Below are 14349 nucleotides of genomic sequence, written 5' to 3'. Positions count from 1 at the left end.
CGGCGCTACGTCCCGGTCCCGGCGTGCGGCAGCCGGACGGTGAACACCGTCCGGCCCGGCCGACTGTCCACCGTGGTGGGCCTCCACCACGGCGGCCACGATGGCCAGTCCCAGGCCGGTGCTGCCGTGCGCCCGGGAACGGGAGCTGTCGCCCCGCGAGAAGCGTTCGAACACCTCGCCGCGCAGCTCCGCCGGCACGCCGGGACCGTCGTCGGCGACGCTGAGCACGGCGGCGTCCCCGGCCACCCGCAGGGTGGTGGTGACGGTGGTCCCGGGCGGGGTGTGCACCCGGGCGTTGGCCAGCAGGTTCGCCAGCACCTGGTGCAGCCGGGCCGGGTCGCCGGCGACCCGGATGAGGGCGTCGGGCAGGTCGAGCTGCCAGCGGTGCTCCGGTCCGGCGACGCGGGCGTCGCTGACCGCGTCCACCACCAGCGCCGGGAGGTCCACCGGCCCGACCGCGAGCGGACGGCCCGAATCCAGCCGGGCCAGCAGCAGCAGGTCGTCGACGAGGCTGGTCATCCGGGCGCTCTCCGACTCGACCCGGCGCAGCGCGTGGGCCACGTCGGGCGGCACGCCCTCCCGGCCACGCCGGGCGAGTTCGGCGTACCCGCGGATGGCGGCCAGCGGGGTGCGCAGCTCGTGGCTGGCGTCGGCGACGAACTGGCGTACCCGGGTCTCGCTGGCCTGGCGAGCGGCGAGGGCGGCGGCGACGTGCCCGAGCATCCGGTTCAGCGCCGCGCCCACCTGGCCGACCTCCGTACGCGGGTCGGTGTCGGCGGCCGGGACGCGCACCGAGAGCGCCACCTCGCCCCGGTCCAGGGGCAGCTCGCTGACCCGGCCGGCGGTGGCGGCCACCCGGCGCAGCGGGCGCAGGGTGGCCCGCACGATCAGGGCGCCGGCGCCACCGGCGAGCAGCAGCCCGACGGCGGCCACGCCGGCCTGCGCGGCGACCAGCCACCAGACGGTCTCCGACACGCCCGACAGGGGCAGCCCGAGCACGCGCACCGTGCCGTCCGGGAACTGGCGCGCCACCACCCGGTAGTCACCGCGCTCCCCCAGGTCGCGGGTGCGGGGCCGGCCGTCCGTGGGCAGGTCGGCGAGGCCCGCCACCTCGTCGACGCCGACGGCCCGGTCCTGCCGGTCCGACAGCGTCCACGCCCGGGTGACCCGGCCGTCGACCACCTCGGCGGTGACGGTGCCGGGCGGGAAGCCGCGCGGGATCCGCACGTCGGGCCGGACGTCCGCGCCGGGCGGCTCGAACGGGGACGGCGTGCCACGACCGGGACCGCCGCGCATCGGCGCCAACTGCTCGTCCACCCGGTCGATCAGGAACTGCCGCAGCGCGACCGTGGTGATCCCACCGATGGCGACGCTGACCAGGGCCAGCAGGGCGACCAGGATGACCACCAGCCGGGTGCGCAGCGACAGGCCGGCCAGCCGGCCCCGGAGCCGGGCAGCGGGCCGCTCAGTCCGCCGGGCGGAGGACATAACCCGCGCCGCGCAGCGTGTGGATCATCGGCTCCCGGCCGGCGTCGATCTTCTTCCGCAGGTACGAGATGTAGAGCTCGACCACGTTGGCCTGGCCGCCGAAGTCGTAGTTCCAGACCCGGTCGAGGATCTACGCCTTGCTCAGCACCCGGCGCGGGTTGCGCATGAGGTAGCGCAGCAGTTCGAACTCGGTGGCGGTGAGCGTGATCGACTCGCCGTCACGGCGCACCTCGTGGCTGTCCTCGTCCAGGCTGAGGTCGCCGACCGTGAGCACCGCGTCCGCGCGGGCGGCGACGGCGAAGCCCGACCGGCGCAGCAGCGCCCGCAGCCGGGCGATCACCTCCTCCAGGCTGAACGGCTTGGTCACGTAGTCGTCACCGCCGACGGTCAGGCCGGCGATCCGCTCCTCCACCGCGTCCCGGGCGGTCAGGAACAGCACCGGCACCGTCGGGGCATGCTCGCGCAGCCGGCGCAGCACCTGGAAACCGTCCAGGTCCGGCAGCATCACGTCGAGCACCACCGCGTCCGGCCGGAACTGCCCGCTGTGGGCGGCGGTTACCGCCGGTCAGCCGCCGCGCTGGTGGGACGGGTCATTCCGTCATGCCCACGGGATAGGTGTGCACGAAGCGCATCGTCCACGTGCCGCCGGCGGCGTGCTCGCGCTCGTAGAGGTGGTCCGGCCCGCCGCCGGCCGCCCCCGCCCCGTCGGGATGGCGCAGGACCCAGCGCGCCGGCGGAGACCCGTCGGGCCCGGCGGGAAGCACCCGGACCAGGTCGTGGGCCGGCCCGCCGACGAAGCGTACGGTCACCTCGCCCATCCGCGCACCTCCCGGTCCGGGCCGACAGCGGCCCCGGCTCGCAAGCTACCGCAGCGCGGACGGAACGACCGCGGTTTGCCCTGATCGGAGGCCGGGTAACGGCAGCGAAGGCGACACGGCGGACGCCCGGGGACGGGCGGTGGCGGCAGACGAGGAGCGGTCGATGAGGACGCTGGGCGGGCGGTACCGGCTCGAACAGCGCATCGGCATCGGCGGCATGTCTGAGGTCTGGCGGGCCCACGACGCCGTGCTCGACCGGCCGGTGGCGGTGAAGGTGATGTCCCCCGGGCAGGAGGAACCGGACACCTCGGTGGAGCGGATCCGCGCCGAGGCGCGCTCCGCGGCCCGGCTGGTGCACCCGAACGTGGCCAGCGTGCACGACTTCGGCACCTGCGCGACGCTGCCCGGCGGCCAGGTGCCCTACATCGTCATGGAGCTGGCCGAGGGCGAGACGCTCGCGGCGCACCTGCGGGCCGGGCCGCTGGACTGGCGCATAGCCGTCCGGGTCTGCGCCGAGGTCAGCGCCGCCCTGGCCGCGGCCCACGCGCACGGCATCGTGCACCGCGACGTCAAGCCGGCCAACGTCATCCTGGCCCCGTCCGGCGTCAAGGTGCTCGACTTCGGCATCGCCACCCCCTCGGGCACCCCGGACCGGTCGCCGGAGGGGATCGTGGTGGGCACGCCGGCGTACCTCGCGCCCGAGCAGTTGGAGCGGGCACCCGCCACCCCGGCCGCCGACATGTACGCCCTCGGCGTGCTGCTCTACTACTGCCTCACCGGGCGGCTGCCGTACCAGGCGGGCACGACGACGCAGCTGTTCGGCGTGCGGCGGCGGCAACCCCCGCAGCCGCTGCCCGAGATCGACGGGCTGCCCCCGGAGGTGGCCGACCTGTGCGCACGCTGCCTGGCCGACGACCCGGCCGACCGGCCGACCAGCCTGGTGGCCGCGCTGCTGCTGGCCGAGGCGGTGGACGCCCGGGTGTACGTGCCGATGCGGCAGCCGATGGCGCCCCGGCAGCGCGGCGGCCAGGTGTCCCCGTGGACGGAACGGGCGGCGGCCGAGGTGACCGAGGCGGCGGTCGTCCCCGACCGGTCCACCCGCGCCGGCTGAGCCGCCCCGGGCGCGGCCGCCTGCCACGCCGGCCGAGCCGTCCGGGCGCGGCCACCTCCGCACCGGGCCGAGCCGTCCGCCGGCGCCGGCCGTCGCCGTCACGCCCGCAGTCCCGGCCACCACCTGCGGTTTCACGGCTCGGGGGCCGGGTAGCCGGGCGGGTGAGTGAAACGGGAGGAACGCGATGCCGGAATCGAGCTCCTGGCTGAACGAGACGGCCACCGCGACCGCCGAGGGCGGCCATGTACGCACCGACGACGGGGGTCTCTCCACGGCCCTCGCGTCCCCGCTGGCGCCGCACTGCTCGGGCCTGACTCCGGAGCAGCTGCTCGCCGCCGCCTTCGCGTCCTGCCTGCACCACGCGGCGGTGGAGGCAGCCGGTGAGATCACCGACGAGGCGCACACCGTGCAGGTGCGGGCGGAGGCGAAGCTCGGGCGCGACGACGACGGCCGGTATCGGGCCGACGTGCACGCGTCCATCTCGTCGGCCGGGCTCACCCGCCAGCAACTGGCCGAGCTCGTCGAGCACGCCGATCGGCTGTGGCCGTTCTCCAGCGGCGACGCCAGCCGGCACCGGCTCACCGTCACGCCCGCGGAGAACGGCCGGCACTGACCTCACCGTCACCGGGCGAACCGGACCGCGAGGCCACCGGCGCGTCATGGGCCCCGGCGGCACGCGCCGGGCGCACGGCGACCGAGGCCGGCTCTGGCCCGTCCCGGCCGACGTACGGGTCGCCCTCGCAGTCGACCGACGGGGGGCCGAACGGGTGACCGCCGCATCGGTCCTTCTGTGGAGGGCGAGCCGACGCCGCAACCCATGCCCCAAGATCGACTATTCGCCCCTTTCCTGCGCCTTTATCAGGCATAAGCGAAAGAACCGACAGGCGAGTAACACGCGCTTGATGGCTGGGCGGGCGTAATGGGGAAGCGGATTGCCGCAAATTGTGGCGCATGCCACCAACCAGGCCGATGGCAACTCGCGCTCGTCTTTCTAGCCTCGGCGGGTGAGTCCCGACGACCCCCTCGACCAGAAGCTGACCCAGGATCGACCGGCCACCGCTGCGGCCGATCCCGCCTCAACCGAACGGACGATCGGCCGTCATCGCGCCCCGGAACGGCAGCGCCGCGGCGGCCGAGCCCTGCTCGCCTCGACCCCCGTCCGGGTGGCCCTCGCCACCGGCGTGACCTGCTGCCTCGGCGCCGCCGCGTTCGCCGGCACCCGCGGCGACACCGACACCCCTCCGGAGCCCGTGGCCGAGGCGGTGGCCGAGCGGGCCGCCACCGACGAGCGCGCCTCCCGCGCCCTGGACCGGGCCGCCTCCCCCGCCCCCGTGGTCAGCGCCAGCCCGACGCCCAAGCCGACCCCCTCGGCCACCCGCAAGGCCCCGGCCAAACCGGCCAAGCCGGCCCGCCCCCGTCCCGTCGCCGGGCTCACCCAGGCGCAGATGGACAACGCCAAGATCATCGTTGACGTGGGCGAGGACCTGAAGATGCCCCGGCGGGCCCTGGTGGTCGCCGTGGCCACCGCCATGCAGGAGAGCAACCTCTACAACCTGGCCAGCGACGTGCTCCCGGAGTCCCGGCAGTACCCGCACCAGGGCAGCGGCTCGGACCACGACTCGGTCGGCCTGTTCCAGCAGCGCCCGAGCAGCGGCTGGGGCACGGTGCGGGAGCTGATGCGCCCCGCGTACGCCGCCCGGGCGTTCTACGAGGCGCTGCGCGAGATCCCGGGCTGGCAGGAGATGAGCGTGGCCGGCGCGGCCCAGGCCGTGCAGGTGTCCGCCTTCCCCGACGCGTACGCCCAGCACGAGGAGCGGGCCACGACGATCGTCGCCGCGCTGACCTGACGCGGCGCGCGGGGTCAGCGGATCCCGGCGCGACCGCCCGGCGGCTCGCTGGACGCGTCGGCGCCACCACGCGCGGCGATCCGCGTCGCCGGCACGCCGCCGCCGGCCAGCCCGGCCGCGGCGGTCGGGGTGTCGGCCGGCACCGGCTCGCCCGCGAGCCCGCCGAGGATCTGGTCCGCCCGGGCCTCGCGCCGCCGCCGGGCGTACAGCGCCGCCTCGAAGTCCCGGCGGGCCTGCACCGCCTCGGCGTAGACCCGCTCGCGGACCTGCCGGGCCTCCTCGCGGGCCGCGTCGAGCTCGAAGCGCGCCTGGGCCAGGATGTCGGCCGCCTCCCGCTCGGCGCCCCCGACCCCGAACCGGCCCACCCCCCGGTCCCCGAGGTCCAGCCGCTGGAGCAGACCGCACAGCGCCGACGCCTCGTCACGGATCTCGTCCCACTCCCGACCGGCCCCGGCGGCGCCCTCGGCCCGGGCCGCGAGCCGGGTCAACCGGATGCCGAGCTGGTCGAGGCAGGAATCGACCTGCCGCTGGTCGTAACCGGTCTCAACGACGGAGAACCTCATACTGTCGCCCCCCAGGCAGCTGGTATTTCTTTCCCACCTGGATCCTCGGCGCTGGCGGCGACCCCCGAGGGGGTTCCGGAAAAATGTTCAGCATGCGAGCGCCGACGCGGGTCGAGCGCCTCGCGGGGTGTCGACGGGCGGCCCGGCGTGGACAATGCGGCGGGCGCCCCTGGGTGGGCGGTGCGGCGTCAGGTGCGCTTCGGCAGCACGACCACCCGGCCGAAGAACTCGTCGATGCGGCGCACCACGTCGTTGAAGTCGTCCAGGTCGATCGGCTTGGTCACGTAGGCGTTGGCCTGGAGCGTGTAGCTGCCCACGATGTCCGTGTCGGCGTTGGAGGTGGTCAGCACCACGATCGGGATCGTACGCAGGTCCTCGTCGCCCTTGACCGCGCCGAGCACCTGCCGCCCGTCCATCCGCGGCATGTTCAGGTCGAGCAGGATGACGTCGGGGCGCCGGGCCTCGGTGTGCCGCCCCTCCTGACGCAGGAACTCCATCGCCTCCTGGCCGTCGCCGACGACGTCGATGACCTTGTCGACGTCGGAGTCCGCGAGGGCCTCCTCGATCATCAGCACGTCGCCCGGGTCGTCGTCCACCACCAGGATGCGAACGGGACCCGGCCTGTCTGCGCGCATCGTTACCTGCTTCGTGTCAGTGGTACGGAAGACCGTGCGGTCCTCGATGCTGGCGGGGAAATGTAGCCCATCAACCGGCGGCCTGCGCGGCCGGGTCGGCCGTGTCGGGTTCATATCTCAGCACGTCAGCCAGCCCGGTCACCTGGAGCACCCGGTCGACCCGGCCGCTGGCGCCGGTCACCCGCAGCCAGCCGCCGTCAGCGGCGACGCGGTTGTCGCCCCGGACGAAGGCGGCGATCCCGGTCGAGTCGCAGAAGACCAGCTCGGTCAGGTCGACCAGCAGCTGCCGCTCACCGCCGTCGACCAGCCGGTCGATCGCGGCGTTCAGCTCGGGTGCGGTGCTCAGGTCGAGTTCGCCGGCCAGGCGCAGGCAGGCCCCGCCGCCCTGGCGATCGGCGTACGTGACCGTAAACGTCACCGTGGTCCCCCTCGCTCCACCGCAGCCGGATGCTTGCAGTGCAGCAAGTATAAGCAGGGGGGTCGGCCGGGGCCGCAGCGCGCTCAGCGCGACCCTGCGCCGCCCCGCGCGGCCACGGCCGAGCGGGCCGCCTCGAGGAACCGCGCGGCGCGGGGGAAGTCGTGCAGGACCCGCCCGTAGTGTTCCAGAGCCGACCCCAGCGCGGGGGCCGGCACGCCGCGACTGGTGAGGATGTCCACCAGCCAGTCGACGAACTCGGTGAACAGCGAGCCGTCGTCGACGTAGAGCGCGGCGGCCAGGAAGTCCACGATGTACCCGAGGTCGCTGACCGTCGAGTCCACCTGCGCGGGCGTGTAGTCGCGCGTGGCCGGGGCACGTTCCCGCAGGTCGGCCAGCGCCCCGTCGATCAGTTCGCCGCGCCGCCGCACCAGGCTGGCGTACTCGTCGTCGGCCAGGCGGGACAGCTCCGCGGGCGGGGTGCGACGCAGGGCCCGCTCGTCGGCGACCAGGTCGGCGGCGGCCGGGGCGTCGGGCGCCCAGGCCACGCCGAGCCGGCGGGCCCAGCGCCCATCCGCGCCGAAGCCGCGACCCCCGACCACCACCGGCACGTCCGAGCGGCGGCACACCTCGATCATGCGGTGCGCGTGCGGCAGTCGCATCGGCAGCGCGCAGGCCAGCGCGACCGCGTCCGCGTCGTGCCGGTGCAGGTACGACACCAGGTGCGCGGCGGGAACGCTCGCACCGAGGAAGGTGACGTGCCAGCCCCGCAGCCGCAGCACCTCCGCGACCAGCCGGGGCGGCAGGGCGTGCCACTCGCCGTCCATGCACGCCACCACGATCCGGCCCCGGGTCGGGCGCGGGTTGGCGTACCCGGCGACCGCCGCCACCACCCGCTCGCTGATGTGCGTCGCGGCGTGCTCCTGGGCGACGCTCCACTCGTTGCGCGCCCACCGCTCCCCCACCTCGGCCTGCGCCGGGGCGACCAGGTCGAGCAGGACGCGCTTGGCCGGAACCCCGGCCTCGAGCAGCCCGGTGGCCACCTCGATCGCGGCGTACTCGTCCGCCTCCTCGAGGCAGTGCAGGTATCCGGGCCAGGCGCCCGCCGGGTTGGCCCGGGCGGTCAGGGTGGTCACGGTCCGGTCTCCCCGGCGTCGGCGCTGCCGGTCGGGACGGGCACCGCGTGCAGGTGCCGGGGCGTACGCTCGCCCGGGCCCGCCGCGCGCAGCGCGAGCACCGCGATGTCGTCGTGGTCGCCGTGGGCCAGCCAGTCGCAGGTCACCTGCTCGACGCGCTCCGCCAGCGCGGGCGCGGGCATCCGGTGGCAGCCGGTGAGCGCGTGGACCAGCCGCTCGGTGCCGAACTGCTCGTCGGGCAGCGGCACCACCCGGGCGCAGGCCTCGGCGGCGGTCAGGCCGGGCAGCCAGCCGGCCGACACCGCCTGCTCGACCAGACATCCGTGCCGCGCCGGACGCGGCGCTCGTGGTCACGTCTTTCCCGCCCACCCTACGCCGGTGTGCCCGCACCGCCACTCCACGCCCGTTTGCCCCGGCAGCAGTTGCGTGCCCGGCGGGAGCGGGCGGGGATTGTTACGATCCCCTCGACCCTGCCGGACCGGCAGCCTGCGGAAAGGCGTGATCGTGCTGTCCCATGGGAGGCAACCGGCGGCGGCCCCGTTGAGCATGACCGTCGACCGGTCGGATCCGGGGGCGCCGCTCATCCGGGTCGGCGGCGACCTCGCCTACACGACCGCCGCGCCCCTGCGGGCCGAGATCGACCGGGTGCTCGCGGACGCCCCGCCCGCGGTCGTGCTGGACTTCGGCGACCTGCTCTTCATCGACAGCACCGGCCTCGGGGTGATCGTGCACGCGTGGCGGGAGGGGCAGCAGGGCGGCACCGCCCTCCAGTTGCGCGGGGTGCCCCGCTTCCTGGAGTCGATCCTCGACATGACCGGCGTCATGGGCCTGCTCGCCCGACCGCTCGGCGACCACCTGGCCGCGCACCCCGGCGCCGCCGACAGTCCCGCCGGCCCGGCCTGACGCCGACCCGCCCGGCCCCGGGCCAGCAGCTGCTGGATCGCACCGGGCTGGCCGAGCTGCTGGCCATGGACCGCCCCGCCGACGGCGACACCCGCCAGGCGGGCTGAGGTCGCCCCGGGCGCGGCCCGCCCCTCTCACCGGGTGCAGGGGTCCTTCACGTCGCGTCCGACGTCGGTTGCCCGCACGGCGCGGGGCTGGCCCCCCGACCCTGGGACCAGGGGTCGGGGGGCCGGAGTAAGGCTCAGGGCGCGGTGACCGGCTGGAGGCGGGGGCCGGTCGACCGCCGCTGCCGGGCCCCTGGCGGCTCGGCGTCCTCTGGCGGTCCGGAATCGGGAGTCTGGAAGAGATAGCGGACGAACTCCCCACCCGCCTCGTTGTCGTCCGCTCCGGGCCACTGCCCGATGCAGTCGACTCCGACGACCTCACGGCCCGAGCCGTCGGCCTCCTCCAGCAGCGCCCACAGGCTCACCGGGTAGCAGCGGGTGTCCTCGGGCGAGAGACGCCAGCGGGCGTACCAGCCGGGTCGGGCGGGGACGATCTCGACGATCCTCTTCATCACGACCTGTCCTTCCGCGTCCGATCGGAAGTGCTCCGGTCCGCTGCGATCGTCGGGCCCCGCCGGGTGATCGCCCCTCACCCCCGCCGGATGAAGCTCCCGCCGCTGCCCGGGGGTCACCGGCCCGGCCGCCGACGTCCGTTTCGGTGGCGGCGGCGACGGGAAGGCGACCGGCGGAAGCGAGGCACACCAGCGGAAGCGAGGTGTCACCATGCGCAAGCAGATGGAGGGCGACAACCAGCGCCGCCGCACGCTGGCCCGCCAGGCCCGCGAGCGCGGCATGCAGGCCAGCGAGACGGGGGCCAGCCTGAGCGCCTCCAAGCAGCTCACCCACCTGGACCGGGGCAAGCGCGCCGGGCCGCCGCCGGCCGGCAGGCGGCACAAGCCCGACACCACCCGCGGCGGGCCGGCGCCGCCGCCGGCCGGCGTCCCCGAGTCGCCCCGGCCCACCCCGGATCCGGGCCTCGCCGCGCCAGGCGTGACCCCGATGGGGTACCGCGCGCTGGTCGACGACGTCGTCCGCCGCACCGGGGCCGACTTCCGGACCGCCAAGGTGGGGGTCGAGTCGACGGTGCTGGTGCTGGCCTGGGCCCTGGACGAGGCGGAACGCCGGCGGCTGCTCGCGGCGGTGCCGACGAAGTTGCACGACGTGGTACCCGTGGACGGCATCAGGCGGCGCCAGGACCTGCCCGGCTTCCTGGCCGAGGTGGGCCGGATCAGTGGGCGCACCCCGGAGCAGGCCCGCTACCAGGCCGAGGCGACCGTGGCGGCGCTCGCCGACCACGACGGCGACCTGGTCGAATCGCTGCACGTGCCCGACGGACTGCGCGAGCTGCTGCAACCGCCGCCGCCGGTCGGCGGCGGGGTGGTCGGCGCGACCACCGCCACGCCCCCGCTGAGCGACGCGGACCTGCGGGAGGCGCTCGCCGGGCTGCCGTACTGGTCCGGCGACGGCAACGCGCTGTCGCGCACGATCCAGCTTCCGGCCGACAACCTCGACCGGGTGCTGGACCTGATCGACCAACTGCGGCAGGAGACCGGGCGCGGACCGCGGATCGGCCGCCCCGACGCGACCACCGCCGTGGTGACCGTACGGTCCCGGCGGGCCGGCGCGGTGACCGTGGTGACCGCGACGGACGTGGACCTCGCCCACGCCGTGGACGACGCGATCGAGGAGGCGGGCGCCGGGATGGCCACCGGCTGACCCGCCGCGGGCCGGCGGGCGACCGCCCCGCCGGCCCGCCCCCGAGGCTCGGCTAGCGTGCCGACATGGACGTCGACGCGCACCGGCCGGAGATGGTCGTGGACCCGGCCCGACCGACCGGGCGCACACTGCTCGCCGCGGGCGTGGAACAGTCCTACGTGGACGTCGCCGACCCCCGCCACCTCCACTTCGAGTACGTACGGCGAATGGCCGCCGTCGCGGACCTGGCAGCGCCACCCGGCCGGCCGCTGGACGCGCTGCACCTCGGCGGCGGCGCGCTGACCCTGCCCCGCTACCTGGCCGCCACCCGGCCCGGCTCGGCACAACTGGTCGTCGAGCGGGACGCGGCCGTGGTCGACCTGGTGGCGCGCGAGCTGCCGGCCCTGCCCGACGACGTCCGCGTACGGGTGGCCGACGCCCGGGACGCGCTGACCGACGCCCCGCGCGGCGGGTACGACCTGGTGCTCGCCGACATCTACCGGGCCGCCCGGATGCCCGGCCACGTGACGACCGTCGAGTTCGCCGCCGGGGTGGCCCGGGCCCTGCGCCCGGACGGTCTCTACCTGGTCAACGTGACGGACCTGCCGCCGCTGGTCTTCACCCGGGTGCAGGCGGCCACCCTGCGGGCCGTCTTCGCCGACGTCTGCCTCGTCGCCGACCGGCGGATGCTGCGCGGCCGGCGGTACGGCAACCTCGTCCTCGTCGCCGCGCCGCGCGCCGGACGGCTGCCGGTGGCCCGGCTGGCGGCCCGCGCGGCGCGCGATCCGGTGCCCGGCGGGGTGCTGCACGCGGCGGCCCTGGACGCGTTCGTCGCCGGCGCCCGGCCCGCCACCGACGCCGCCCTGGCCGCCACCGACGAGCCACCACCCGGCCCGGCCTGACCGCCGAGGGCGCGCAGGCTGCACCGCAACGGCCACGGGCTTACCCGCCCCCGTGCCCGGGACGCGGTCGAGTCACCCGGCGGACCCGGGCAACGGCGGATCCGGCGAGATGCGGCGCTGGTCAGCGGGCCCGGACGGCCACCTCGGGCGAGGAGCTCTCCAGGGGCACCGCGTTGGCCGGAACCAGGCCGAGCTGCACCGCCGGGCGGGGCAGCGCCGCGTCCAGCATCCAGTCGGCGCCCACCCGGGCCCGGTTGCCCGGCATCGCCAGCAGGTGGTAGCCCCGGGTGACCACCTTGGCGGGCAGCCCCGACAGCGACACCTTCAACGGGTTAGCCGCCGCGTCCTTGCCGCCCAGGTCGACGACCCAGCCCAGGTCGTAGTGCTTGTACGGCTTGCGCCGCCCCTGCCCGTAGGAGGCGGCGATGTTGTGCGCGGCCAGCTTGCCCTGCCGCTGGGCGTGCTGCGCGGTCATCGCGCAGATCTGCCCGGGCCGGGTCGGGTCCGGCACCGCGGCGGCGTCGCCGCAGGCGTACACCTCGGGGAAGCCGGGGACGTTGAGGTACTCGTCGACGACCAGGCGGCCCTTCTCGGTGCGTAGCCCCAGCTCGGCGACGAACGGGTCGGGGCGCACGCCGACGCACCAGACGAGGGTGCAGGTGGGGACGTACTCGCCGTCGGTGAGCTTCACCCCGTCGGCGGTGGCCTCGGCCACGGACGTGCCCATCCGCACGTCGACGCCGCGCCGGCGCAGCACCCGGTCGGCGGTGTCGGACATCCGCTTGTCCAGCTCCGGCAGGACCCGGGGCGCGACGTCCAGCAGCATCCACCTCGGGCGGATCTTGAGTCGGGGGCGCTGGGAGACCAGCTCGTCGGTGAAGAGCTGGCCGTGCGCGGCCACCTCCGTGCCGGTGTAGCCGGCGCCGACGACCACGAAGGTGGCGCGGGCCTGCTGCTCGGCGGGGTCCTCGGCCTGCTCGGCCAGCTCGATCTGCCGGACCACGTGGTCGTGCAAAAAGAGCGCCTCGGGCAGGCCACGGAAGCCGTGCGCGTACTCGGTGACGCCGGGGATCGGCAACAGCTTGTTGACGCTGCCGACGGCGAGGACCAGCCGGTCGTACGCGAGCCGGTTGCGGTCCCCCTCCGGCTGGGTGAAGCCGACCCAGCGGTTCTGCAGGTCGACGTGGTCGGCCTCGCCGATGACCACCCGCACCCCGTCGAGGGTCCCGGTCAGCGGCACGGAGATCCGGGTCGGCCCCACCACGCCGGCGGCCACCTCGGGCAGCAGCGGGAGGTAGAGGAAGTAGTCGGTGGAGTTCAGCAGCACGATCTCGGCCCGGTCCCTGGCCAACCGGCTCAACGTCTTCGCCGCGTGGTATCCGGCGAACCCGGCCCCCACGATCACCACACGAGGTTTCGTCATTTCGGCCCCGTTCCCACCCGAGGGCCAGACAAACGTGCCGGAGCGGGCCGTCAACCGGGCGTGCGTCCTCGTGCGGGCCAGACCGCAGTGGTAGCCGAGCGCCTCGTAGCAGCACCCGCACACGTACGTCGGATCACCCGGGCCGGGTGGGTTCGTCTCACCCGGCCCGGATGCACGGTGGTGGTCCACCACGGCGACGGGAGGACTCCGCCATGAGCATGCCGATGTCCAACGACCAGCGGCAGCCGATCTACCTGCGGCAGAGCGGCCGGAAGCACCTCACGCCCCGGCAGCGGCGGCGCGTCGAGCACAAGCAGGGGCGGATCGAGCGCCTCGGCGGTCAGCGCCCCGAGGCGCGCCGGCCGGGGCGCTGACCGCCTACGGCCCGGCCGGGGCCGGGGCGGTGATCGCCCACCGCTCGTGGTCGCGCCACGCCCCGTCGATGAACAGGTACTCGGGTGAGTAGCCCTCCAGCCGGAAGCCGAGCCGGCGGGCCACCCGGCGGGACGGCTCGTTGCCCGGCTGGATGTTCGCCTCCAGCCGGTGCAGGCCGAGCGTGTCGAAGGCGTGCGCGACCACCAGGCCGATGCCGGCCGAGGCGTGCCCGGTGCCGCTGTACGGCAGGAAGGCGGCGTAGCCCAGGTACCCGCCCCGCAGCGCGCCCATGAGGATCCCGCTGATGTTCACGTACCCGGCGATGGCGCCGGAGGCCCGGTCGCAGATCAGGTAGCCGGCGTGGTCCCGCCGCCGGATCTTGGCCAGGTACGCGGCGTACCTCGTCGGGTCGTCGGGGGCGGAGAGCCAGGGGTGGTGCAGGTCCCGGCTGCGCCGGGCCGCCGCGACGAACTCGGCCTCGTCGGCGGGCCGGGGCCGGCGGATGCCGACCGGCCCGGCGGTACGCAGGTATCTCACGGCGGACAACTGTCGCCGCCCCCACCGGCGATGTCCAGCGGATTGTGACCTATCACGCCGCGAGCCGTCACCCGCCGCCGGTGCGCTCGACGGTGTAGTGGATGGTCTGGGCGACGATCCAGCCCTGCTCGATCAGGAACGAGTCCGCCCCGTCGCGGACCCGCACGCCCTCGGCGTCCGCCGTCCACTCCAGGAACGCCATCCGACCCTCGACCAGCTTGTTCGTGTACGCGTACCCGCCGCCGGGCAGCTCCTCCTCCAGCCAGCGCGCCAACTCCCGGACCCCGGCGTGCCCCCGGAACACGCCCCGGCGCTCCAGCACCACGCAGGACGGCGACACGTTGCGCGCCAGATCCTCCGCGAACCGGTGCTCGGCGGCCAGCCGCAGGTGGTCCTCGAACACCTCCCGCGCCGACCGCGCCCGCAGGTCCTCGTCCACCGCCCCACCTCCGCCCGT

General features: G+C 75.4%; 17 protein-coding genes and 2 pseudogenes. 7 read left to right on the top strand and 12 right to left on the bottom strand.

The annotated features are described in order from the left end of the window. Positions 1 to 5: 5 nt before the first annotated feature. The 3 genes and pseudogenes from ACGFZ2_RS01410 to ACGFZ2_RS01400 all read right to left on the bottom strand — a co-directional run bounded on the left by ACGFZ2_RS01410 (position 6) and on the right by ACGFZ2_RS01400 (position 2306). Positions 6 to 1437 (bottom strand): annotated as a pseudogene (locus ACGFZ2_RS01410) (ATP-binding protein). A gap of 28 nt (positions 1438 to 1465) precedes the next feature. After that, positions 1466 to 2023: pseudogene (locus ACGFZ2_RS01405) on the bottom strand (response regulator transcription factor); the annotation flags it as partial. Positions 2024 to 2078: 55 nt separating this feature from the next. Then, positions 2079 to 2306: a hypothetical protein gene (locus tag ACGFZ2_RS01400; RefSeq protein ID WP_393270934.1), complete on the bottom strand. Its 228-nt coding sequence runs from the start codon at positions 2304 to 2306 to the stop codon at positions 2079 to 2081. A 163-nt stretch (positions 2307 to 2469) separates the two neighbouring features. Between ACGFZ2_RS01400 and ACGFZ2_RS01395 the strand changes: the two genes are divergently transcribed. The 3 genes from ACGFZ2_RS01395 to ACGFZ2_RS01385 all read left to right on the top strand — a co-directional run bounded on the left by ACGFZ2_RS01395 (position 2470) and on the right by ACGFZ2_RS01385 (position 5264). Then, a complete protein-coding gene (locus tag ACGFZ2_RS01395; RefSeq protein ID WP_393270937.1) occupies positions 2470 to 3417 on the top strand; it encodes a serine/threonine-protein kinase in 948 nt (315 codons plus the stop codon). Positions 3418 to 3601: 184 nt separating this feature from the next. Next, a complete protein-coding gene (locus ACGFZ2_RS01390) occupies positions 3602 to 4030 on the top strand; it encodes an OsmC family protein (protein WP_091106530.1) in 429 nt (142 codons plus the stop codon). Positions 4031 to 4421: 391 nt separating this feature from the next. Next, positions 4422 to 5264, top strand: coding sequence for a hypothetical protein (locus ACGFZ2_RS01385; protein ID WP_393270940.1), 843 nt, complete (start codon positions 4422 to 4424; stop codon positions 5262 to 5264). A 14-nt stretch (positions 5265 to 5278) separates the two neighbouring features. Here the strand turns inward: ACGFZ2_RS01385 and ACGFZ2_RS01380 are convergent, their stop codons facing one another. The 5 genes from ACGFZ2_RS01380 to ACGFZ2_RS01360 form a co-directional block, all read right to left on the bottom strand. Next, positions 5279 to 5827, bottom strand: a complete 549-nt coding sequence (locus ACGFZ2_RS01380; protein ID WP_393270942.1) for an ATPase — start codon at positions 5825 to 5827, stop codon at positions 5279 to 5281. A 188-nt stretch (positions 5828 to 6015) separates the two neighbouring features. Continuing rightward, positions 6016 to 6462, bottom strand: a complete 447-nt coding sequence (locus ACGFZ2_RS01375) for a response regulator (RefSeq protein ID WP_350712209.1) — start codon at positions 6460 to 6462, stop codon at positions 6016 to 6018. 70 nt (positions 6463 to 6532) lie between these two features. Next, the gene (locus ACGFZ2_RS01370) at positions 6533 to 6880 is read right to left on the bottom strand and encodes an STAS domain-containing protein (protein WP_393448901.1); all 348 of its coding nucleotides are present in this window, start codon (positions 6878 to 6880) and stop codon (positions 6533 to 6535) included. Between the two features lie 83 nt (positions 6881 to 6963). Continuing rightward, complete coding sequence (locus tag ACGFZ2_RS01365; RefSeq protein WP_393448898.1) at positions 6964 to 8013, bottom strand: B12-binding domain-containing protein; 1050 nt, start codon at positions 8011 to 8013, stop codon at positions 6964 to 6966. Beyond that, positions 8010 to 8315: a hypothetical protein gene (locus tag ACGFZ2_RS01360; protein WP_393448896.1), complete on the bottom strand. Its 306-nt coding sequence runs from the start codon at positions 8313 to 8315 to the stop codon at positions 8010 to 8012. The genes ACGFZ2_RS01365 and ACGFZ2_RS01360 overlap by 4 nt, the downstream gene beginning before the upstream one ends. A 202-nt stretch (positions 8316 to 8517) precedes the next feature. Here ACGFZ2_RS01360 and ACGFZ2_RS01355 point away from each other — a divergent pair, with 202 nt between their 5' ends. Next, positions 8518 to 8916 carry an STAS domain-containing protein gene (locus tag ACGFZ2_RS01355; RefSeq protein WP_393448893.1) on the top strand — a complete coding sequence of 133 codons (399 nt, stop codon included), beginning with the start codon at positions 8518 to 8520 and terminating at the stop codon, positions 8914 to 8916. Positions 8917 to 9157: 241 nt separating this feature from the next. On the opposite strand, the gene ACGFZ2_RS01350 is transcribed toward ACGFZ2_RS01355, so the two are convergent. Further along, entirely contained in the window at positions 9158 to 9472 is a 315-nt protein-coding gene (locus tag ACGFZ2_RS01350) for a hypothetical protein (RefSeq protein WP_393270951.1), read from the bottom strand. Between the two features lie 211 nt (positions 9473 to 9683). Here ACGFZ2_RS01350 and ACGFZ2_RS01345 point away from each other — a divergent pair, with 211 nt between their 5' ends. Together ACGFZ2_RS01345 and ACGFZ2_RS01340 are read left to right on the top strand one after the other, a co-directional pair. Continuing rightward, a complete protein-coding gene (locus ACGFZ2_RS01345; protein ID WP_393270954.1) occupies positions 9684 to 10676 on the top strand; it encodes a DUF2267 domain-containing protein in 993 nt (330 codons plus the stop codon). Between the two features lie 65 nt (positions 10677 to 10741). Further along, on the top strand, positions 10742 to 11557 hold the full coding sequence (locus ACGFZ2_RS01340; RefSeq protein WP_393448890.1) for a spermidine synthase: 816 nt from the start codon (positions 10742 to 10744) through the stop codon (positions 11555 to 11557). Between the two features lie 121 nt (positions 11558 to 11678). Here ACGFZ2_RS01340 and ACGFZ2_RS01335 read toward each other — a convergent pair whose 3' ends face one another. Then, positions 11679 to 12980, bottom strand: coding sequence for an NAD(P)/FAD-dependent oxidoreductase (locus ACGFZ2_RS01335; RefSeq protein ID WP_393270959.1), 1302 nt, complete (start codon positions 12978 to 12980; stop codon positions 11679 to 11681). Positions 12981 to 13192: 212 nt separating this feature from the next. On the opposite strand from ACGFZ2_RS01335, the gene ACGFZ2_RS01330 reads away from it, so the two are divergent. Continuing rightward, a complete protein-coding gene (locus ACGFZ2_RS01330; RefSeq protein WP_350712201.1) occupies positions 13193 to 13354 on the top strand; it encodes a hypothetical protein in 162 nt (53 codons plus the stop codon). Between the two features lie 4 nt (positions 13355 to 13358). Here ACGFZ2_RS01330 and ACGFZ2_RS01325 read toward each other — a convergent pair whose 3' ends face one another. Then, entirely contained in the window at positions 13359 to 13892 is a 534-nt protein-coding gene (locus ACGFZ2_RS01325) for a GNAT family protein (RefSeq protein ID WP_350712200.1), read from the bottom strand. Positions 13893 to 13959: 67 nt separating this feature from the next. Then, a complete protein-coding gene (locus ACGFZ2_RS01320; RefSeq protein WP_393270964.1) occupies positions 13960 to 14331 on the bottom strand; it encodes a hypothetical protein in 372 nt (123 codons plus the stop codon). Positions 14332 to 14349: the final 18 nt, after the last annotated feature.

The organism is Micromonospora sp. NPDC048063 (assembly GCF_043202855.1).
Classification (GTDB): domain Bacteria; phylum Actinomycetota; class Actinomycetes; order Mycobacteriales; family Micromonosporaceae; genus Micromonospora.
The sequence above is the reverse complement of the archived record's forward strand: the minus strand, read 5'-3'. Positions and strand labels throughout refer to the sequence as shown.